At 72.9% G+C, this 19,784-nt stretch carries 19 protein-coding genes; 11 read left to right on the forward strand and 8 right to left on the reverse strand.

The annotated features are described in order from the left end of the window. Position 1: 1 nt before the first annotated feature. Positions 2-1,024, reverse strand: coding sequence for an endonuclease/exonuclease/phosphatase family protein (locus AC069K_RS22675; protein ID WP_478619072.1), 1,023 nt, complete (start codon positions 1,022-1,024; stop codon positions 2-4). Between the two features lie 306 nt (positions 1,025-1,330). Between AC069K_RS22675 and panB the strand changes: the two genes are divergently transcribed. The 3 genes from panB to AC069K_RS22690 all read left to right on the forward strand — a co-directional run bounded on the left by panB (position 1,331) and on the right by AC069K_RS22690 (position 4,217). After that, a complete protein-coding gene (gene panB / locus AC069K_RS22680) occupies positions 1,331-2,209 on the forward strand; it encodes a 3-methyl-2-oxobutanoate hydroxymethyltransferase (protein ID WP_365112535.1) in 879 nt (292 codons plus the stop codon). A 131-nt stretch (positions 2,210-2,340) separates the two neighbouring features. Next, the gene (locus tag AC069K_RS22685; RefSeq protein WP_358834612.1) at positions 2,341-3,366 is read left to right on the forward strand and encodes an ATP-binding cassette domain-containing protein; all 1,026 of its coding nucleotides are present in this window, start codon (positions 2,341-2,343) and stop codon (positions 3,364-3,366) included. After that, entirely contained in the window at positions 3,363-4,217 is an 855-nt protein-coding gene (locus AC069K_RS22690; RefSeq protein ID WP_358834613.1) for an ABC transporter permease, read from the forward strand. The genes AC069K_RS22685 and AC069K_RS22690 overlap by 4 nt, the downstream gene beginning before the upstream one ends. A 13-nt stretch (positions 4,218-4,230) precedes the next feature. On the opposite strand, the gene AC069K_RS22695 is transcribed toward AC069K_RS22690, so the two are convergent. Further along, positions 4,231-7,566 carry an AfsR/SARP family transcriptional regulator gene (locus tag AC069K_RS22695; protein WP_478619078.1) on the reverse strand — a complete coding sequence of 1,112 codons (3,336 nt, stop codon included), beginning with the start codon at positions 7,564-7,566 and terminating at the stop codon, positions 4,231-4,233. A gap of 167 nt (positions 7,567-7,733) precedes the next feature. On the opposite strand from AC069K_RS22695, the gene AC069K_RS22700 reads away from it, so the two are divergent. Beyond that, positions 7,734-8,534 (forward strand): site-2 protease family protein, encoded by an 801-nt coding sequence (locus AC069K_RS22700; RefSeq protein WP_478619081.1) that lies wholly within the window; start codon positions 7,734-7,736, stop codon positions 8,532-8,534. Here AC069K_RS22700 and AC069K_RS22705 read toward each other — a convergent pair. Together AC069K_RS22705 and npdG are read right to left on the reverse strand one after the other, a co-directional pair. Further along, on the reverse strand, positions 8,524-8,715 hold the full coding sequence (locus AC069K_RS22705) for a hypothetical protein (RefSeq protein WP_365112546.1): 192 nt from the start codon (positions 8,713-8,715) through the stop codon (positions 8,524-8,526). The genes AC069K_RS22700 and AC069K_RS22705 overlap by 11 nt on opposite strands. A gap of 65 nt (positions 8,716-8,780) precedes the next feature. Next, positions 8,781-9,494 carry an NADPH-dependent F420 reductase gene (npdG, locus tag AC069K_RS22710; protein ID WP_478619084.1) on the reverse strand — a complete coding sequence of 238 codons (714 nt, stop codon included), beginning with the start codon at positions 9,492-9,494 and terminating at the stop codon, positions 8,781-8,783. A gap of 99 nt (positions 9,495-9,593) precedes the next feature. Between npdG and AC069K_RS22715 the strand changes: the two genes are divergently transcribed. Then, positions 9,594-10,196, forward strand: a complete 603-nt coding sequence (locus tag AC069K_RS22715; protein WP_365112552.1) for a hypothetical protein — start codon at positions 9,594-9,596, stop codon at positions 10,194-10,196. A gap of 482 nt (positions 10,197-10,678) precedes the next feature. Here AC069K_RS22715 and AC069K_RS22720 read toward each other — a convergent pair whose 3' ends face one another. Further along, the gene (locus AC069K_RS22720; protein WP_358836335.1) at positions 10,679-10,891 is read right to left on the reverse strand and encodes a hypothetical protein; all 213 of its coding nucleotides are present in this window, start codon (positions 10,889-10,891) and stop codon (positions 10,679-10,681) included. A 77-nt stretch (positions 10,892-10,968) separates the two neighbouring features. On the opposite strand from AC069K_RS22720, the gene map reads away from it, so the two are divergent. Next, a complete protein-coding gene (gene map, locus AC069K_RS22725) occupies positions 10,969-11,826 on the forward strand; it encodes a type I methionyl aminopeptidase (RefSeq protein ID WP_365101032.1) in 858 nt (285 codons plus the stop codon). 30 nt (positions 11,827-11,856) lie between these two features. Next, the gene (locus tag AC069K_RS22730; RefSeq protein ID WP_478619089.1) at positions 11,857-12,519 is read left to right on the forward strand and encodes a biliverdin-producing heme oxygenase; all 663 of its coding nucleotides are present in this window, start codon (positions 11,857-11,859) and stop codon (positions 12,517-12,519) included. 136 nt (positions 12,520-12,655) lie between these two features. Here the strand turns inward: AC069K_RS22730 and AC069K_RS22735 are convergent, their stop codons facing one another. After that, the gene (locus AC069K_RS22735) at positions 12,656-13,333 is read right to left on the reverse strand and encodes a PhzF family phenazine biosynthesis protein (RefSeq protein ID WP_365101028.1); all 678 of its coding nucleotides are present in this window, start codon (positions 13,331-13,333) and stop codon (positions 12,656-12,658) included. A gap of 327 nt (positions 13,334-13,660) precedes the next feature. Here AC069K_RS22735 and efeO point away from each other — a divergent pair, with 327 nt between their 5' ends. From efeO to AC069K_RS22755, 4 genes are read left to right on the forward strand one after another with little or no spacing between them, the layout of a single operon-like run. Beyond that, positions 13,661-14,803, forward strand: coding sequence for an iron uptake system protein EfeO (efeO, locus tag AC069K_RS22740; RefSeq protein WP_478619092.1), 1,143 nt, complete (start codon positions 13,661-13,663; stop codon positions 14,801-14,803). Positions 14,804-14,837: 34 nt separating this feature from the next. Further along, positions 14,838-16,127, forward strand: a complete 1,290-nt coding sequence (gene efeB / locus AC069K_RS22745) for an iron uptake transporter deferrochelatase/peroxidase subunit (RefSeq protein WP_365101025.1) — start codon at positions 14,838-14,840, stop codon at positions 16,125-16,127. A gap of 25 nt (positions 16,128-16,152) precedes the next feature. Further along, a complete protein-coding gene (gene efeU / locus AC069K_RS22750) occupies positions 16,153-17,160 on the forward strand; it encodes an iron uptake transporter permease EfeU (RefSeq protein ID WP_478619097.1) in 1,008 nt (335 codons plus the stop codon). Continuing rightward, positions 17,048-18,019 carry an SCO2278 family lipoprotein gene (locus AC069K_RS22755; RefSeq protein WP_365101044.1) on the forward strand — a complete coding sequence of 324 codons (972 nt, stop codon included), beginning with the start codon at positions 17,048-17,050 and terminating at the stop codon, positions 18,017-18,019. Before efeU ends, AC069K_RS22755 begins: the two co-directional genes overlap by 113 nt. A gap of 197 nt (positions 18,020-18,216) precedes the next feature. On the opposite strand, the gene AC069K_RS22760 is transcribed toward AC069K_RS22755, so the two are convergent. Next, complete coding sequence (locus AC069K_RS22760) at positions 18,217-18,951, reverse strand: bifunctional DNA primase/polymerase (protein WP_358836327.1); 735 nt, start codon at positions 18,949-18,951, stop codon at positions 18,217-18,219. Positions 18,952-19,046: 95 nt separating this feature from the next. Further along, entirely contained in the window at positions 19,047-19,712 is a 666-nt protein-coding gene (locus AC069K_RS22765; protein WP_365101022.1) for a TetR/AcrR family transcriptional regulator, read from the reverse strand. Positions 19,713-19,784: the final 72 nt, after the last annotated feature.

Below are 19,784 nucleotides of genomic sequence, written 5' to 3' on the forward strand. Positions count from 1 at the left end.
CTCAGACCTTCAGCCTGGCCGCGATCGGCAGGTGGTCGCTGGGGGTGCGGCCCAGCGTCCACGACGACTTCGGCTCGACGCCCTTGACCATGATCTGGTCGATCCGGGCCATCGGGAACGACGCGGGCCAGGTGAAGCCGAAGCCGTTGCCCGCCGCGCCCTGGGTGGAGCGCATCTGCGAGGTGATGTTGTTCAGGGCGCGGTCGTTCATGGTGCCGTTGAGGTCGCCGAGCAGGACCACCTTCCTCAGCGGCTCGCCCGCGATCGCGTCGCCCAGGGCGTCCGCGCTGGCGTCCCGCTGGCGCGCGGTGAACCCGGCGCTCAGCTTCACCCGGACCGAGGGCATGTGCGCCACGTACACCTTCACCTGTCCGGCCGGGGTGCTGACGGTGGCCCGCATGGCGCGGGTCCAGCCCATCTTGATGTCGACCGGCTCGGCGTCGCTCAGCGGGAACCGGGACCACAGGCCCACCGTGCCCTGCACCGAGTGGTGCGGATAGGCCGCGGCCAGCGCCTTCTCGTACGCGCCGACGCTGTTGCCGGGCAGCTCCTCCAGGGCGAGGACGTCGGCGCGGGAGGCGATGAGCTCGCGGGCGGTGCCGGCCGGGTCGGGGTTGTCGGCGTTCACGTTGTGGGTGGCGACGACGAGGTTGCCGCCCTTGCTCTCCTTGTCGGTGAGCAGCCCGCCGAAGAGGTTGAGCCAGACCACCGCCGGCAGCACCAGGGCGATCAGCGCGGTGGCCGAGCGGCGCCACAGGGCGAGGCCGAGGAGCACCGGGACGAAGAGGCCCAGCCACGGCAGGAAGGTTTCCGTCAGGCTGCCGAGGTTGCCGATCCGGTTGGGGATCTTGGCGTGCACCAGCATGACCAGGGCGATCAGCACCGCGGCCCCGGCCAGGACCAGGCCGCGCCGCCAGATGCCGGGATCGTTCCTCCAGCCGTCCAGCAGGCGCCGGACCCGGGATCCGGAGCGCTCGCCCTCCGCGCTGCCGCTCCCCGTCTCCGCCACGTACGCCCGCGTCATACCGCTGTCCTCACTGCCTTGCTGTTCGCACACCGTCGCCTCTGATGACCCTAGGCGATGGAGGGTGCCTTTCCCTGCTGTCGTACTGCCTCGATGACGACCGCACGCCGTGCCGGGTTCCCGCGGGTCACGGCCAGGGGGGCGGCTGTGACAAAACGCGCATATTTGCGGCCCAGAGTGGTTTAAAGCTCATCCAATTACGTGACCGTGCCACCCACTTCCCGTCGACGGGGGTGGGATGCCACCATGGAAGTGGTCCGGAGACGCCGTCAGGGCGCTTCGAGATGACGAACAGGAGCCGTTGCGATGACGCAACAGATCAAGGCTGCGCAGAATCCGCCCGCAGAACGTTCCGACAGCAGCAAGGCGCTGTACGGGGGCACCTCCACGCGCCGCGTCACCATCCACGACATCGCCTCCGCCAAGGCGCGGGGCGAGAAGTGGCCCATGCTCACCGCGTACGACGCGATGACCGCGTCCGTCTTCGACGAGGCCGGCATCCCGGTCCTGCTCGTGGGCGACTCGATGGGCAACTGCCACCTGGGTTACGAGACGACCGTCCCGGTCACGCTCGACGAGATCGCCATGCTCTCCGCCGCGGTCGTCCGGGGCACCAGGCGCGCCCTCGTCGTCGCGGACCTGCCGTTCGGCACGTACCAGGAGGGTCCGGTGCAGGCGCTGCGCAGCGCGACCCGCCTGGTCAAGGAGGCGGGCGTCGGGGCCGTGAAGCTGGAGGGCGGCGAGCGCTCGCTGGCCCAGACGGAGCTGCTCGTGCAGTCCGGCATCCCGGTCATGGCCCACCTGGGCCTGACCCCGCAGTCCGTGAACGCGATGGGCTACCGGGTGCAGGGCCGCTCCGACGAGGCCGCCCACCAGCTGCTGCGCGACGCCAAGGCCGCGGAGTCCGCGGGCGCGTTCGCGGTGGTCCTGGAGCTCGTCCCGGCCGAGGTGGCCGCCGAGATCACACGCTCGCTGCACATCCCGACGGTCGGGATCGGCGCCGGGGTGTCGTGCGACGCGCAGGTGCTGGTGTACACCGACATGGTGGGGCTCACCGGCGGGAAGGTGCCGCGCTTCACCAAGCAGTACGCGAACGTGCGCGGCGTCCTCGGCGACGCGGCGAAGGCGTTCGCCGACGAGGTGATCGGGGCGCGGTTCCCGGCGGAGGAGCACACGTTCCACTAGACGCGAGCGCGTGACCGTTCCGCGCCGCCCGCGAGGGCAGGGCAGCCCGTCGGCATCTTCTGTCGGCGGGCTGTCGGCGTCTGTAGGCGGGATGTCGGTGGATTGTCGGTGGGGCCTGGCACCTTGTGGGCATGACGCGAATCGACGACAACCCCGAAGGCGGCGCGGCCAACGCCGTCACGGTGCGGGGGCTGGTGAAGCACTTCGGCGACACCAAGGCGCTGGACGGCGTGGACCTGGACGTACGCGAGGGCACGGTCCTCGGAGTCCTGGGCCCCAACGGCGCCGGCAAGACCACCCTCGTCCGCTGCCTGTCCACCCTGATCGTGCCGGACGCCGGCACCGCCCACGTCGCCGGGTACGACGTGGTGCGCCAGCCCCGCCAGCTGCGCCGGACCATCGGCCTCACCGGGCAGTACGCCTCGGTGGACGAGAAGCTGTCCGGCTGGGAGAACCTGTACATGATCGGGCGGCTGCTCGACCTGTCCCGCAGGGACGCCCGGGCCCGCGCCGACGAGCTGCTGGAGCGCTTCTCGCTCACCGAGGCGGCGAAGCGGCCCGCGATGAACTACTCGGGCGGTATGCGCCGCCGGCTCGATCTCGCCGCCTCGATGATCGGCAAGCCGGCCGTGCTCTACCTGGACGAGCCGACCACGGGCCTCGACCCCCGCACCCGCAACGAGGTGTGGGACGAGGTCCAGCGGATGGTCGCCGAGGGCGCCACCGTGCTGCTCACCACCCAGTACATGGAGGAGGCCGAGCAGTTGGCGAGCGAGCTGACGGTCATCGACCGCGGCAAGGTCGTCGCCAAGGGCGGCATCAACGACCTGAAGGCGAAGGTCGGCGGCCGCACCCTCCAGATCCGCCCCGCCGACCCGGCGCAGCTGGGCGCGATGGCGCGGGCCATCACCGAGGCCGGTCTCGACGGGGTCTCCGGCACCCAGGCGGTCCCCGACGAGGGCCTGCTGAACGTGCCGATCCTCAGCGACGAGCAGCTGACCGCCGTGGTCGGCCTGCTGGGCGCCCGCGGCTTCGCCATCGCCCACATCGGCACCCACCTGCCCAGCCTGGACGAGGTGTTCCTGGCCATCACCGGCCAGAAGCCCACCCTCCAGGACTCCGAGAGCGACGACACGACCGAGGAGGTCGCGGCATGAGCACCGCCACCACCGCCCAGGCGGCCCCCGCGAAGCAGCCGACCGGCATCCGCCCGCCCGTCATGGACGCCGACGCCCGGATCGGCCCGCGCGCCAATCTGCGGCACATCGGCGCCCTGGTGCGCCGCAACGCGCTCCAGATCAAGCAGGACCCGGAGTCGATGTTCGACGCCGTGTTCATGCCGATCATCTTCACGCTGCTGTTCGTGTACGTGTTCGGCGGCGCGGTCTCCGGCAAGGGCAACCAGGACGCGTACGTCAACTACCTGATCCCGGGCCTGATGGCGATGCAGGGCCTGAACATCGCGATGGCGGTCGGCACCGGCATCAACGACGACTTCAAGAAGGGGGTGATGGACCGGTTCCGGACCATGCCCATCGCGCGGTCGTCGGTGCTGATAGCCAAGATCGTGGTCGAGATCGGCCGCATGATCGTCGCCACCACGATCCTGCTGATCATGGGCTTCATCCTCGGTCTGTCCATCCACACCTCCGTCCTCGAACTGCTCGCGGCGGTCGGTCTGTCGCTGGTGTTCGGTGCCTCGCTGATGTGGATCTTCATCCTGCTGGGTCTCACCATGAAGACGGCCCAGGCCGTCCAGGGAGTGGCGATGCTCGTGCTGATGCCGCTGCAGTTCGGCTCGTCGATCTTCGCCAAGCCGACCACCATGCCGGGCTGGCTCCAGACCTTCACGGACTACAACCCGCTCTCCAACCTCGCGGACGCCGCCCGCAACCTGGTCAACGGCGGCCCGGTCGCCCACTCGGCGCTGATGACGCTGGGCTGGGCGGTGGCGATCACCGTGGTGACGGCGCCGCTCGCGGTCGCCAAGTTCCGCAAGCGGACGTGATGATGACGGGGCGTCAGCTCCGCTCCCCCTGCGCCAGGGCGGCGGCCTCCTCCAGAGAGAGGCGGCCGCCCTCGGCGTACGCGGCGGCGTAGACGGCCTCGTCGAGCAGCGGGCGGACCAGCGCCTCCACCTTCTCCCGCACCTCCACCTCCATCGAGGAGGCGAAGTGGATCGCCGGCATCAGGACGTCGTGCGCGCCGATCAGCCGCGCGGCGTCACGGGCCGCCTCCGTGCCGGGCTCGGCCAGTCCGGCCCACGCCCAGGCGACGGAGAGCAGGTGCACCGGCACCATCTGGGGCGCGACCATCAGGGCCATCGGCGTCACGGACCGGGTGAGCGCCGAGCGGGAGTCCACCAGGGCCTTGTCGTAGGCGCCCTCCAGGTTCTCCAGCCAGGCCCGGATGCCGATCACGAAGCCCTCGAAGAGCGCGAGGTTGCTGGCCCTGAACTCCTCCAGCATCACCGCGACCTGCTCGCGCGCCTCCGCAGGGCGCCCGGTGCGGCCCAGCCACATCGCCAGGAACATCCGGGCGACGGGCTGCGCCTCGTACCCCGCCTGGCGGCCCGCGGCGACGATCTCGCGCAGCATCGCCTCGCCCCGCTCGGCCTCCCCGGTCTCCAGCAGCACCGAGGCGAGCCGCGCCTTCAGGAGCGACACCTGGCCCTGGGCGCCGAGCCGTTCGGCGTACCGCACGGCCTCGCCGTAGTCCTCACCCGCCAGCGCGTACTCCCCGCGCCGCTCGCGGGCCTCGCCGCGCGCCGACAGGGCCTCGGCTGCTCCCCAGTCGTCGCCGAGGCGGCGGAAGATGTCCAGCCCGGCCTCGGCGTCGCGGGTGGCCTCACCGGCCCAGTCGCCGCGGTTGGCCAGGACGTTGGCCCGTATCTGGAGGGCGTTGGCGAGCTCCCACTCGTAACCGAACTCCTCGCAGGCCGCGACCGTCGCGTCCAGCAGCTCCCGGAGCGCCTGGGCGTCGCTGGTCATGATCACCGGGAAGAACCAGAGCGCGCCGGGCATCCGGCAGGTCTGCGGCAGCCCCGGCCGGTAGACGCCCACGATGGCGCGCAGCCGCGCCTCGGCCTCGGGCGTCGTCCAGTCGTCGCCGGTGTGGTCCATGGAGGCGAGCAGGAACAGCCGCACCCCGCGCCGGGCCTCCTGGAGCACCTCGGGATCCATGGGCGGCGGGCTGTCGGTGCAGCGCGCGAAGACCGGGGGCGCGGGCTCGGCGGGCGGGGCGAACGGGTCGGGGCCGAGCTCCGCCGCCGCCCCGGCCCAGCGGCGGGACTCGGCGCGCAGATCGCGCATGTGCCAGTACGAGGAGAGCGCGTGCACCATGCACAGCGCCTCCTGCTCGTCGGCGAGGTCCACGGCCCTGCGCAGCGCGGTGCGCAGGTTCTCGTACTCCCGCTCCAGGAGCTCGACCGCGGCGCGCTGCCCCCAGCCGCGCAGCTCGGGGTCGGTGGTGCGGGCCAGCTCGCGGTAGTACACCAGGTGGCGGCGCTCGGTGGGGCCCCGGTCCCCGGCGTCGTCCAGGCGCTCGCCCGCGTACTCGGCCACCGTCTCCAGGAGGCGGTAGCGCATCTCGCCGCCGTCCCCGGGCGCGGCGACCACCAGCGACTTGTCGACGAGGGAGCCCAGAAGCGGGGCGACGTCGCGGGCGGCGACGCCCTCGCCGTCCGCGCAGACCGCCTCGGCCGCCGCCAGGACGCAGCCGCCCGCGAAGACGGACAGCCGGCGCAGCACCGTGCGCTCGGGGTCCTCCAGCAGGTCCCAGGACCAGTCGACGACCGCGCGCAGGGTCTGCTGGCGCGGCAGTACGGTCCGGCTGCCGCTGGTCAGCAGGCGGAAGCGGTCGTCGAGCCGGTCCGCGATCTGACGTGGCGACAGCATGCGGAGCCGGGCCGCGGCGAGCTCCACCGCCAGCGGCAGACCGTCCAGACGGCGGCAGATCTCGGCCGCCGCGCCCGGGTCGTCCTCCACCCGGAACCCCGGCCGCGCCGCCGCGCCCCGGTCCGCGAGCAGCCGCAGCGCCACCGGCCCCGGCAGCGGCTCCACCGGCCGCACCACCTCGCCCGGCACGCCCAGCGGCTCCCGGCTGGTGGCGAGGACGGTCAGCCCCGGGCAGCGGGCCAGCAGGTGCTCCGCGAGGGCGGCGGCCGCGTCGATCACATGCTCGCAGTTGTCCAGGAGCAGCAGCATCCGGCGGCGCTCGCAGTGCGTGGCGAGATGCACCAGCGGATCGCCCGCGGCGCGGTCGGCGGCGCGCAGCTCCTCGGCGCCGGCGCCGTGCAGCACGGTCTCGCGGGCCCCGACCGAGGTGAGGACGGCCGCGGGCACGGCCGCCGGGTCGGTCACCGGGGCGAGCTCGGCCAGCCACACCCCGTCGGGCCAGCCGTCCCCGGCCGCGCCGACGGCCTCGGCGACCTCCTGGGAGAGCCGGGTCTTGCCCGCCCCGCCGGGCCCGAGCAGCGTCACCAGCCGGGCGGCGCCCAGATCCCCCCGGATCGCCTCGATGTCGGCCTCGCGCCCCACGAAGGAGGTGAGGCGGGCGCGCAGATTGCCCAGGGGGGCGGGGCGGGCGGGCGCGGAGTCCGCGGCGGACGTCCGCGGTCCCGCCGGGGGCGCGTCGTCGGTGTGGAGCAACGCGCCGTGCAGCGCCCGCAGTTCCGGGCCCGGGTCGGCGCCGAGGCGGTCGGCGAGGGTGCGGCGGACCTCCTCGTACGCGGCGAGCGCCTCGGCGGTGCGGCCCGCCGCACGCAGGGCGCGGATGCGCAGGGTGTGCAGCGGCTCGTCGAGGGGGTGGGCGGCGCAGAGCGCGGCCAGCTCGGGCAGCACCTCCTCGGCCCGGCCCAGGGCGAGGGCCGCGGCGAGCCGGGCGCGGCGGGCGTCCAGGCGGCGGGCTTCCCAGCGGGCGGCCTCGCCGCTCCGGTCGGGCAGGTCGGCGAGGACCGGGCCGGTCCACAGCGCCAGCGCGTCCTCCAGCCGGGACAGGGCCTTCGCCGGGTCGCCCTGGTCCAGGGCGCGGACGCCCTCCCCGGCGAGCCGCTCGAACCGGAACAGGTCGATGTCGTCCGGCTCGGCGTCGAGCCGGTAGCCGCCGCCCTCCACCGAGGCGACCACGCCGGGCCCGGCCGCCCTGCGCAGCCGGCCCACCAGCGCCTGGAGCGCGCCGGCCGCGTCGGCGGGCGGTTCGCCGTTCCACACCTCGTCGACGAGGTGGCCGACCGGGACCGTACGGCCGGGGCGCAGGGCGAGCACGGTCAGCAGGGCGCGCAGACGCGCCCCGCCGACGGCGACCGCCGTGCCTTCGGGGTTGAGCAGCTGGGTGGTGCCGATGATCCGGTAGCGCACCGCCCCATTGTCCGTGACGTGACGCCCCGCCGTGCCCCCGCCCGCCAACTCCCGGCCACGCGACGGTGACCAGGGGTGGAACTCGTACGGGATGGCCGGACGTTCCCGGGGTATCACCTGTACGGTCGGGGCCGTCCGACCGCACTTCCACCCCGGGAGCCCCGCCCATGGCCACCGCCACCTCGCGCCGCAGCGACCGGAGCGTCAGCCCGGTCTTCCTGGGGATCGCCGCCGTCACGGCGGTCGCCGGATGGGCGGTGTGGACGGGCTTCTCGACCGCGCCGGGCTTCGCCGTCTTCCTCTTCGTGACGGGCGCCTGGATCGTCTCCCTGTGCCTGCACGAGTACGCGCACGCCCGCACCGCGCTGCACGGCGGGGACATCACGGTGGGCGCCAAGGGCTATCTGACGCTCAACCCGCTGAAGTACACGCACGCGATGCTGTCGATCGTCCTGCCGGTCATCTTCGTGATCATGGGCGGTATCGGTCTGCCGGGCGGCGCCGTCTTCATCGAGCACGGCCGGATCCGGGGCCGCTGGAAGCACAGCCTGATCGCGGCGGCGGGCCCGCTCACCAACGTGCTCTTCGCCGTCGTCTGCACGGCCCCGTTCTGGCTGCACGCGCTGGACGGCGTGCCCGCCGGGTTCCGCTACGCGCTGGCGTTCCTGGCGCTGCTCCAGGTGACGGCGGCGATCCTGAACTTCCTGCCCGTCCCGGGTCTCGACGGGTACGGGGTGATCGAGCCGTGGCTGTCGCACGGGGTGCGCCGCCAGATCGAGCCGTTCGCGCCCTTCGGGCTGCTCGCGGTCTTCGCGTTCCTGTGGGTGCCGTCGGTCAACAGCGTGTTCTTCGACGCCATCGACGCGGTGCTGCGCGGGCTCGGCGTCACCGAGTGGGACACCTACTGGGGCCAGCGCCTCTACCGGTTCTGGCAGGGCACGCCGGAGATCCCCTCGCTCATCCGCTGACGGCCGCCGAGCGCCGGGCGTCGGCCTTCGCCTTGCGCAGGTAGTACCAGGCCATGTTGGAGGAGAGCCCGGCCAGCAGGATCCAGACGACGCCGGTCCAGTTGCCCCGGACGAAGGAGACCACGGCCGCGGCGACCGCGAGGACGCAGACGGCGAGGGCGTACAGAGCGAGGCGGGGCATGGGGTCGGCTCCTGTCCGGGTGCGGCGCTGATGCCCGTCCAGTGTCCCCCATGCCCCGGCCGGGCCTACACGTCGGTCACCCGCAGCCCGGCGTGCGCCTTGTAGCGGCGGTTGACGGAGATCAGGTTGGCCACCAGCGACTCCACCTGGTGGGCGCCCCGCAGCCGCCCGGCGAAGACGCCGCGCATCCCGGGGATGCGGGCGGCCAGCGCCTGCACCAGGTCGGTGTCGGCGCGGCTCTCGCCGAGGACCATCACATCGGTGTCGATCTCCTCGAGCGAGGTGTCCTGGAGCAGCACGGCCGACAGGTGGTGGAAGGCGGCGGTGACCCGCGAGTCCGGCAGCAGGGCGGCGGCCTGCTCGGCGGCGCTGCCCTCCTCGGGCTTCAGGGCGTACGCGCCCTTCTTGTCGAAGCCGAGCGGGTTGACGCAGTCCACGACGAGCTTGCCGGCAAGATCCTCGCGCAGCGCCTCCAGGGTCTTGGCGTGCCCGTCCCACGGCACGGCGACGATCACGATGTCGCTGCGGCGCGCGCACGCGGCGTTGTCCGCGCCCTCGATGCCGAGGCCCAGCTCGTCGGCGGCGGCCCGGGCGCGCTCGGCGGCCCGCGAGCCGATGATCACCTTCTGGCCCGCCCGGGCCAGCCGGTAGGCCAGGCCCCGGCCCTGGTCACCGGTGCCACCGAGGACGCCGACGACCAGGCCGGAGACGTCGGGCAGGTCCCAGGGGTCCCTGGCGGCGGGCTTCGGGGTGTTCTCGGCGCTCTCAGTGGAAGTCATGGCCCGACCTTACGTCGCGTACCGGGGGGCATCCCCCGCCCGGGTGAGGAGTGACGGATGCGGCCCGCCGGGGCGTGCGGTGCGGCAGGATGCCGGGGCATGGATGCCGTACGCGTCGCACTGTTGCGGGAAGTCCTGGCGGGCACGGAGTGGCTGCGCGGGACCCGCCGGTTCGCCGGGGTGCTGCGGGGGTCGGTGGTGCCGAACGGCGGCGGGCTGCTGCTGGTGGGCACCGAGGCGTACGAGCCGTGGCACCTGGCGGCGCACCTGACCGACGAGGCCGCGTGGTCGGGGGTCCCCGAGCTCGCCCCCACGCTGGTACGCCACCGGGTCGAGCCGGGCCGCGGCCCGCACCTGTCCGTGGGGCTCGGGCGCCTGGAGGCGGCCGGGCGGGGCGAGACGCTCCTGGTGGTGGCCCCGGACCGGCCGGACGGGGGCCTCCTGGAACGGGTCCACGACGCCCGGCGGGCAGGGGCGCGGGTGCTGGCGCTGGACGGGGGCGACGCGGAGGTGCGGGGGCTGGTGCACGAGTCGCTGACGGTGCCGCCGGGGGCGGAGGTGGACCTGGACACGGTGCAGCATCTGGTGAGTGCGGCGGCGGGGGAGAACGGGCTGCCCGTGCAGCGGGGCCGGCGGCGCTTCCGCGACCGCCTCACCCGCCTGGCGGACCAGCTGACGGCACCACCACCAACGCGCTGGTGACCTCGCGGGGCGACCCCGGTTCCCCGTCCGCAGGTCCACTGCGGCCGCTCGCGCAGTTCCCCGCGCCCCTGAAACCCGCTGCCGTCTGCGGCCCGGTGGACGGTCGCTCGCGCAGTTCCCCGCGCCCCTGAAAACCCGCCTTCGTCCCCGGGTGCGCTGTGGCTGGTCGCGCAGTTCCCCGCGCCCCTGAAAACCCGCCTTCGTCTGCGGACCGTGGTCCCTTCTCGCGCAGTTCCCCGCGCCCCTAGAGGCACCCCCGGCCGAGCCAAGTCCCCCGACTGCGGGCAACCCCCTCAGGGGCGCGGGGAACTGCGCGAGCAACCCACCACCCACCCGCACACAAACACCAGGCCACGCCCCGCGAAGCACCACCGGCCGAGCCAAGTCCCCCGGCTCCGCGCAACCCCCTCAGGGGCGCGGGGAACTGCGCGAGCAACCCACCACCCACCCGCACACAAACACCAGGCCGCGGCCCCGCCCCCTCACTCCCCCTTCTCATGCCACTTCGGATCCGTCTCCCACTCCAGGTTCCGCTCCTGCGCGGTCCGCATCGCGTGTTCCGCCTCCTCGCGGCTCGCGTAGGGGCCGAAGCGGTCCTTGGCGGGACACTCCGGGCCCTCCTCGACCTTGGCGTGGACCAGGCAGTAGTACCACTCGCCCGGTTTTCCGGCCGTACGCTTCTTGAACAGGGCCATACGAAGGCTCCTTCCTCGGCCCGCCCTCGGACCTTCTCGACCATGCTGCCCCAACACGGCTCGATAGACTCGCCGGCATGTCTGGCCAGTCGCTGCTCGTACCAGGGGAGCTCTCTCCCACCCGCTCCGTCCCGGGGAACATCCGCCGCCCCGAGTACGTCGGGAAGCCCATGCCCGCGCCGTACACCGGCCCCGAGGTGCAGACCGCCGAAACGATTGAGCTCATGCGGGTCGCGGGCCGTATCGCCGCCCGCGCGATGGAGGAGGCCGCCAAGCTCATCGCGCCCGGCGTCACCACCGACGAGCTCGACCGGGTCGCGCACGAGTACATGTGCGACCACGGCGCGTACCCCTCCACCCTCGGCTACCGGGGCTTCCCCAAGTCCCTGTGCAGCTCGGTCAACGAGGTCATCTGCCACGGCATCCCCGACTCCACCGTCCTGAACGACGGCGACATCGTGAACCTCGACGTCACGGCGTACATCGGGGGCGTCCACGGCGACAACAACGCCACCTACCTCTGCGGCGACGTCGACGAGGAGTCGAAGCTGCTGGTCGAGCGGACCCGGGAGTCGCTCAACCGGGCCATCAAGGCCGTCAGGCCCGGCCGTCAGATCAACATCATCGGGCGCGTCATCGAGTCGTACGCCAAGCGCTTCGGCTACGGCGTCGTGCGCGACTTCACCGGCCACGGCATCAGCACCGCCTTCCACTCCGGGCTGATCGTGCCGCACTACGACGCGCCGCACGCCACGACCGTCATCAAGCCGGGGATGACCTTCACCATCGAGCCGATGCTGACGCTGGGGACGCACGAGTACGACATGTGGGAGGACGGCTGGACCGTCGTCACGCGCGACCGGAAGCGGACGGCCCAGTTCGAGCACACACTGGTGGTGACCGAGACGGGCGCGGAGATCCTCACGCTGCCCTGACCCGTCGCCCCGCTTCCCCGGAGGCACGCCTTGGACACGCCGTCCTCCCCGCCCTTCTCCGCCCGCATCCGCACGGCGTCGCACGAGCAGCACACCGAGGCGGAGAACTCCGGCTTCATGAGCGCCCTGCTCGGCGGCCGGCTGGGCGTGGAGGCGTACGCCCGGTACACCGAGCAGCTGTGGTTCGTGTACCGGGCGCTGGAGGAGGGGGCGGCGGCGCTGTGCCACGACCCGGTGGCGGGGCCGTTCATCCGGCCGGAGCTGATGCGTACGCCGTCGCTGGAGCGGGACCTGGCGCATCTGCGGGGCGCGGGGTGGGAGCGCGCGGCGGCGCCGCTGCCGGCGACCCGGGTCTACGCGGCGCGGGTGCGGGAGTGCGCCGCGACGTGGCCCGCCGGATATGTGGCGCACCACTACACGCGGTACCTCGGGGACCTCTCCGGCGGCCAGATCATCCGGGACCGGGCCGAGCGGACCTGGGGGTTCGCCCGGAAGGGCGACGGGGTGCGGTTCTACGTGTTCGAGTCGATCCCGAATCCCGCCGCTTTCAAGCGGGGGTACCGGGAGCTGCTGGACGCGGTGGAGGTGGACGAGCTGGAGAGGCAGCGGGTGGTGGAGGAGTGCCGGCGGGCGTTCGCGATGAACACGGCGGTCTTCCGCGAGCTGGGGGAGGAGTTCGCGCGGAGCGCTTAGCCCGGACTCCGTCCGCGGGCCGGCGGGGGCTTGTCGCGCAGTCCCCCGCGCCCCTGGCAGGGGGTTGCGGGGCGCCCGCGCGTCACGGCGCGGGCGGTGCGGGCACGCGCGTCCCAACGCCCCCGAGGCCGCCCCCTCACACCGTTCCGCTGCTCTCCAGCCGCACCCGGCCGCCCAGTTCCACCGTCTCGTCCGGGCCCGGGGCCGTCAGGAGCTGGGAGCCCGCGCCCTGGGTGATGTTCAGGGCCCGGCCCAGCTCGGCCGTGAGGAGGAGGGCCGCCGCTCCCGTGGCCTCGTCCTCGGTGATGCCGTCGCCCCGGCCCGGGAACGCCCTCGCCCGGACGCGGCCCGCCGCCTCGTCCTCCCAGGCCCAGGCGTACACCCACTCCCCCGGCTCGGGCACCTTGAGGGCGTCCACCTCGGCCGCCGAGGCGTACCGGCGCAGGGTGCGCGGCGGGGCCCACCCGGGGTGGGCCGTGATCCAGGTGAACTCGCCGTCCTGGCGCGCGAACACCTCCCCGACGGGCAGTTCCAGTACGTCCACGTCGAGCAGCCACGCCGCACCGACCAGCGGATGCCCCGCGAAGGGCAGGCGCAGGCCGGGGGTGTAGATGTCGACGGCGCCCCGCTCGGGGTCATCCACGAAGACCGTCTCGCTGAAGCCGAGCTCCTTGGCCAGCGCCTGGCGGGCCGCCTCGTCGGGCAGCAGCGATCCCTCGCGCACCACGCCGAGGGCGTTGCCGTGGCGGCCGTCGGGGCCGCAGAAGACCCTCAGTACGTCGATGAGGACGCCGGGTGCGCCGTTTTCCGTCACCCCCGCATTCAACAGCAACGGCGAACGCCCGGGACGGGCGTTCACCCGTACGGGGTCACAGGGGCGCAGAGAAGCGTGCAGGGGCGCAAGAAATCAGCCATGCGCAGGGGCGTGAGCCGGGGGCAAATCGGATGGATCATGGTGCTCGCAGCGCCGCTTGACCGCTCCTTGACCCCGCCATGGCCTTCTTGTGATTGGCCTGTTATCGACCGGTGTCCCTGGGCGGGAGGTGAGAGCTGAATCACGGACCCGATGGGTATCGGTCAGGTAAGCCTCGGTTAAGTTAGGTCCGCCTCACCCCCTGACCGAAACCAGTGTGGAGCCCACATGCGAGCCGTCCGTCTCTCCGTTGTCACCGCCGCCACGGCCGCGGCGGCTCTGGCCGCCGTCACGGGCTGCTCCTCGAAGAGCGACTCCAAGAGCGCTGACGGCGCCATCCAGGTCACCGCCTCGGACGACGCCTGCAAGGTGTCGAAGACCGAGTTCGCGGCCGGGCACGTGCAGTTCGCCATCGAGAACAAGGGCTCCAAGGTCACCGAGGTCTATCTGCTCTTCCCGGACGACCGGATCGTCGCCGAGCGCGAGAACATCGGCCCCGGCCTCAAGCAGAACCTCACCGCCGAGGTGAAGGCCGGCTCGTACGAGATCGCCTGCAAGCCCGGTATGAAGGGCAGCGGCATCCGCCAGAAGGTCACCGTCACCGGCGGCGGCCAGACCCCCCGGCGCGACCCGAAGCTGGACGCGGCCGTCGCCGCCTACCGCACCTATGTGCAGCAGCAGGCCGACGAGACCCTGCCGAAGCTGAAGACCTTCACCGACGCGGTGGCCGCCGGTGACGTCGAGGGCGCGAAGAAGGCGTACGCCCCCTCGCGCATCGGCTGGGAGCGCACCGAGCCGGTCGCGGAGTCCTTCGGTGACATCGACCCGAAGACCGACGTGCGCGAGGACGGCCTGGAGAAGGGCCAGACGTGGACCGGCTGGCACCGCCTGGAGAAGGCGCTGTGGGCCGACGGCAAGATCGGTGACGAGGAGAAGAAGCTCGGCGTCCAGCTCTCCGCGGACATCGCGGACTGGCAGAAGCGCGTCGGCACCGCCGACATCACCCCGACCTCCATGGCCAACGGCGCCAAGGAGCTGCTCGACGAGGTGGCCACCGGCAAGGTCACCGGTGAGGAAGAGCGCTACAGCCACACCGACCTGGTCGACTTCAAGGCCAACGTCGAGGGCGCCCAGAGGGCGTACGAGCTGCTGAAGCCGGTCGCCGCCAAGAACGACCCGAAGCTCACCGCCGAGCTGGACCAGCAGTTCGCGGCGATCGAGGCCCAGCTCGACAAGTACCGCGCCGACAAGAACTCCTACGACTTCACCCCGTACGACAAGGTCGGCGCGGGTGACCGCAAGCAGCTCTCCGACGGGGTGAACGCGCTCAGCGAGCCGCTCTCCAAGCTCGCCGCGGCCGTCGCCAAGTAACGCCGCACCCGCACAGGACAGGAGGGGACACGTCATGAGCGACACGACCGACGCCGGCACCGCCACCGCCACCGACGCCGCCGGGGACGCGAAGTCCTCGGCGCCGTCCCGCCGTTCCCTGCTCGGCTGGGGCGGTGCGGGCCTGGCGCTCGGCGCCGCCGCGGCGGGAGGCGCGGTCGCCGCGGTGCGCGGTGACGGCGGTGACGCGGTGCCCGCCGCCGAGTCCGGCGCGGCCGTGCCGTTCTACGGCGTCCACCAGGCCGGTATCGCCACCCCCGTCCAGGACCGGCTGCACTTCGCCGCGTTCGACGTGACCACCAAGGACCGCGCCGAGCTGGTCCAGCTCCTCAAGGACTGGACGGCCGCCGCGGCCCGGATGACCGCGGGCCAGACGGTCGGCGAGGGCGCCTACGGCGGTCTCGCCGAGGCGCCGCCGGACGACACGGGCGAGGCGCTCGGCCTCAAGCCGTCCCGGCTGACCCTCACCGTCGGCTTCGGCCCCTCGCTCTTCGCCAAGGGCCGCTTCGGCCTGGAGGGCAGGCGGCCCGAGGCGCTGGTCGACATCGAGAAGTTCCCGCACGACAACCTCGACCCGGCGCGCAGCGACGGCGACCTGTGCGTCCAGGCGTGCGCCGACGACCCGCAGGTGGCGGTGCACGCGATCCGCAACCTGGCCCGGATCGCCATGGGCCGCGCCGCGGTGCGCTGGTCCCAGCTGGGCTTCGGCAAGACCTCCTCCACCACGCCCGACGAGCAGACCCCGCGCAACATGATGGGCTTCAAGGACGGCACCCGGAACATCGCGGGCACCGACACCGCCGCCCTGGACAAGCACGTCTGGGTCGGCGAGAAGGACGGCACGCCCTGGATGACCGGCGGCTCCTACCTGGTCGCCCGCCGCATCCGGATGCACATCGAGGCCTGGGACCGCACCGGTCTGCAGGAGCAGGAGGACGTGTTCGGGCGCGACAAGGGCGAGGGCGCCCCGGTCGGCAAGGCGAAGGAGCGCGACGAGCCGTTCCTGAAGGCGATGAAGCCGGACGCGCACGTGCGTCTGGCGCACCCCGACTCCAACGGCGGCGCCACGATCCTGCGCCGCGGCTACTCCTTCACCGACGGCACCGACGGTCTCGGCCGCCTCGACGCGGGCCTGTTCTTCCTCGCCTACCAGCGGGACGTCCGCAAGGGCTTCCTGCCCGTACAGCGCCACCTGGCGCACGACGCGCTCAACGACTACATCCAGCACGTGGGTTCGGCGATTTTCGCCGTCCCGCCGGGCGTCCGCGACAAGGACGACTGGTGGGGCCGGGCACTGTTCAGCTGATCGGCCGAGGGCTGAGGGGAATCGAATGTTCGGCAATTATCTGATCGGCCTGCGCGAGGGCCTGGAGGCCAGCCTGGTCGTCTGCATCCTCGTCGCGTACCTGGTCAAGACCGGCCACCGCGAGGCGCTGCGGCCCATCTGGATCGGCGTCTCGGTGGCCGTCCTGGTGGCGCTGGGCTTCGGCGCGGGCCTGGAGTTCGGCTCGCAGGAGATGACGTTCAAGGCGCAGGAGGCGCTCGGCGGCTCGCTGTCGGTCGTCGCCGTCTGCCTGGTCACCTGGATGGTCTTCTGGATGCGGCGCACCGCGCGGTTCCTGAAGTCCGAGCTCCAGGGCAAGCTGGACGCGGCCCTGCGCCTGGGCACCGGCGCCCTGGTCGCCACCGCCTTCCTGGCGGTGGGCCGGGAGGGCCTGGAGACCTCGCTGTTCGTCTGGACCTCGGTGCACGCGGCCGGCTCCGACAGCGGCAACACCGACCCGCTGATCGGCGCGCTCCTCGGGCTCGCCACGGCGGTGTTCCTCGGCTGGCTCTTCTACCGGGGCGCCCTGAGGATCAACCTGGCGAAGTTCTTCACCTGGACCGGCGCGATGCTGGTCGTGGTGGCGGCGGGCGTTCTGGCGTACGGCGTGCACGACCTCCAGGAGGCCGACTTCATCCCCGGCATCAAGAGCCTGGCGTTCGACATCAGCTCCACGGTCCCGCCGGACAGCTGGTACGGCACGGTCCTCAAGGGCGTCTTCAACTTCCAGCCCGACCCGACCGTCCTCCAGGTCACGGTGTGGGCGCTGTACCTCATCCCCACGCTCGCGCTGTTCTTCGCCCCGGTAGGGTTCGCGAAGTCCGCCGGGAGCGCCGCTCCCGCGGCGGCGGCCAAGAACGCGGCCACGAAGGACGAGGGGCAGAAGGCAGTCCATGAGCAGGGTGAGTCGGCTGACGACGGCGCTCGCGGCGGTGACCGTACTGACGGTGACGGCGAGCGGCTGCGTGACGGTGCACGGCGAGCGGGAAGTAGTCCCGTCGGCGACCAGGGCTGAGGCCGCGCAGGCGCTCAGGGACTTCACGGACGCGTACAACCGGGCCGACAAGGCCTACGACCCGGCCCTCGACGCGGGCCGGGTCACCGGCCCGCTCGGGGCGGTCAACCAGGCCGGGCTCCAGGCCCGGCACGTCACCGACCCCGGCGGCAACCCGCAGCACGTGCCGCTGGAGCTCACCGACGCGCGGTTCTCCATACCCAGGAAGGCGGGCTGGCCGCGCTGGTTCGTGGCGGACACCGACTCCAACCGCGACCAGGACACCGGCCCCACGGACACGCGCTGGCTGGTGGTGTTCGTGCGCGCCGGGGCGGACGACGTCTGGAAGGCCGCCCACCTGTCGGTCCTGGCCCCCAAGGACGTGCCGGCCTTCGCCGTGGACGAGGACGGCTTCGCCGAGCCCGTACGTCCGGACGACACCGGCCTCGCGGTGGCCCCCAAGGACCTGAGCGAGAGTTACGTGGCGTATCTGCGCACCGGCCGCCCCGAGACCTTCGCGCCCGGCCCGCACACCACCGAGTGGCGCGCCCAGCGCAAGAAGAACGCGGTCCTGCCCGGGATGTCCAACCAGTACGTGGACCAGCCCCTGGACGGCGGCGACTTCGCCCCCCTGGCCCTGCGCACCCGCGACGGCGGCGCGCTCGCCTTCTTCGCCACCCGCCACTTCGAACGCCAGACGGCGGCGAAGGGGGTGCGGCTGAACATCAACGCGGACGTACGGGCCCTGATGACGGGCGAGGCGAAGTCGACGGTGACGAAGGAACGCGTCTCGGACGACGCGGCGCGGGTCCCCGCGGGGCGGGGGGCGGTGGCGGTGATCAACCGGTTGCAGGGGTTGGTGGGGGCGAAGGGCGAGTAGGTGTGGGGGCGGGTGGGTCGGTTGTCCGTCTGCGGGCCGGTGGGGGCTGGTCGCGCAGTTCCCCGCGCCCCCAGAGGCAGAAGGCCTGGCCCCGTACGGCAATGACATGCGATCCGGGCCAGGTTTTTAGGGGCGCGGGGAACCGCGCGAGCAACCCACCACCGGCCCGCAGGCGGGCAACGGCCCCCCGGAAGGGGTTACCGGCCCAGGGGCCAGGCCACGGCGTGGGCGTCGCCGGCGCCGTGCCGGGCACACGCGTCCGTGAGGGATTCGAGCAGGGTCAGCGGATCGGGCAGATCGTGCTCGGGCCCTCGGACCCACGCCACCACGTGGTCTCCGGGCAGCCGGGCGGGCGGCACCAGCACATAGCTGCCCCGGCAGTGCCACCGCAGCCCGGGATGCTCGTCCATCGTCTCGGGGTGGCAGTCCAGCTCGCACGGCCACCACTCGTCCTCGTCCTCCGGCGTCCCGCGCGTCGCCGTGAAGAACAGCATCCGGGCCTGGTCGCCGACGCCCCCGGACTCGGCCACCGGCCCCACGTCGACGCCCTCGGCGAGCAGCCGCTCCAGCGCCTCGCGCCCCGCGTCGAGGGGCACGTCCAGCACGTCGTGGACCATCCCCGTCGCGGTGATGAAGTTCGCCTCCGGCTGCCCCGCCGCCCACCGCTCGATCTGGGCGCGGTCGGTGGTCGACTGCGTCTGCCAGGCGAACGAGACCGGATGGCGCGCCGGGGTCGGACAGCCCACGCGGTCGCAGGAGCACCGGTAGCCGACGGGATACGCGGCCGGGGCCAGCGGCAGCTTCGCGGCGGCGGCGGCGAGCAGCAGTTCGAGGCGGCCCGCGTCGGCGCCGGGGGCGTCCTTGGGACGCCTGCGCAGCCAGCGGGACAGCTTGCTCTCCGAGCTGCCGGAACGCCCGTACTCCGCGCCCATCTATCCCCTCACCTCACCGTTGCCCCGCGAGAACCTTCTCCCCATGCTCCCACCATCCTGCGCCCGCCGAGGCCGTACCCCCCAACCGGGGCCTCTCAGCGGGGGGCGAGTCCGCGCAGGGCGTACTCGACGACGGTGTCCGCGTACGCGTGGGTGAGCGGCAGGGTGCGCAGCAGCCAGCGGTGCGCGAGGGGGCCCACCAGCAGCTCCAGGGCGGTGCGCGGGTCGACGTCGGCCCGTACGTCGCCCGCCTCCTGCGCGGAGCGCAGCCGGTCCACGTAGAGCCGCAGCTGCGGCTCCAGGAGGTTGTGGACGAACGCGGCCGCGAGCTCGGGGTCGACGACGCCCTCCGCCGCGAGCGCCCGGTACGGGGCCTCGGTGGCGTCGTCGTTGAGCTCGTCGACGGTGGCGCGCAGCACCAGCTTGAGGTCGGACTCCAGGTCACCGGTGTCGGGCAGGGCCACCTCGCCCTGGACGGCCTGGTGGCTGAGGTCGACGAAGGCCTCCAGCAGCACGGCGGCCTTGGAGGGCCACCAGCGGTAGATGGTCTGCTTGCCGACCCCGGCGCGGGCGGCGATGCCCTCGATGGTGGTCCTGGCGTAGCCCGCCTCGCCGACGAGGGAGAGCGCCGCGTCGTAGATCGCGCGCCGCGAGCGCTCGCTGCGGCGGGTGGAGTCGGGTGCCTTGGCGTGGGTGGCGGCGGGTGCCTTCGCCTGGGGGGATTCGGGTGTCTTCTCGGACGCGTGCCCCTTGTTCACCATGCCGGGATCCTAGCCCCACCGAGGCGGAACGTATCGTCTCTGTCAAGGGTGCGCGCGGGGCAACAGTGGGTG

The sequence above is a fragment of the Streptomyces sp. NPDC043908 genome (assembly GCF_056435525.1).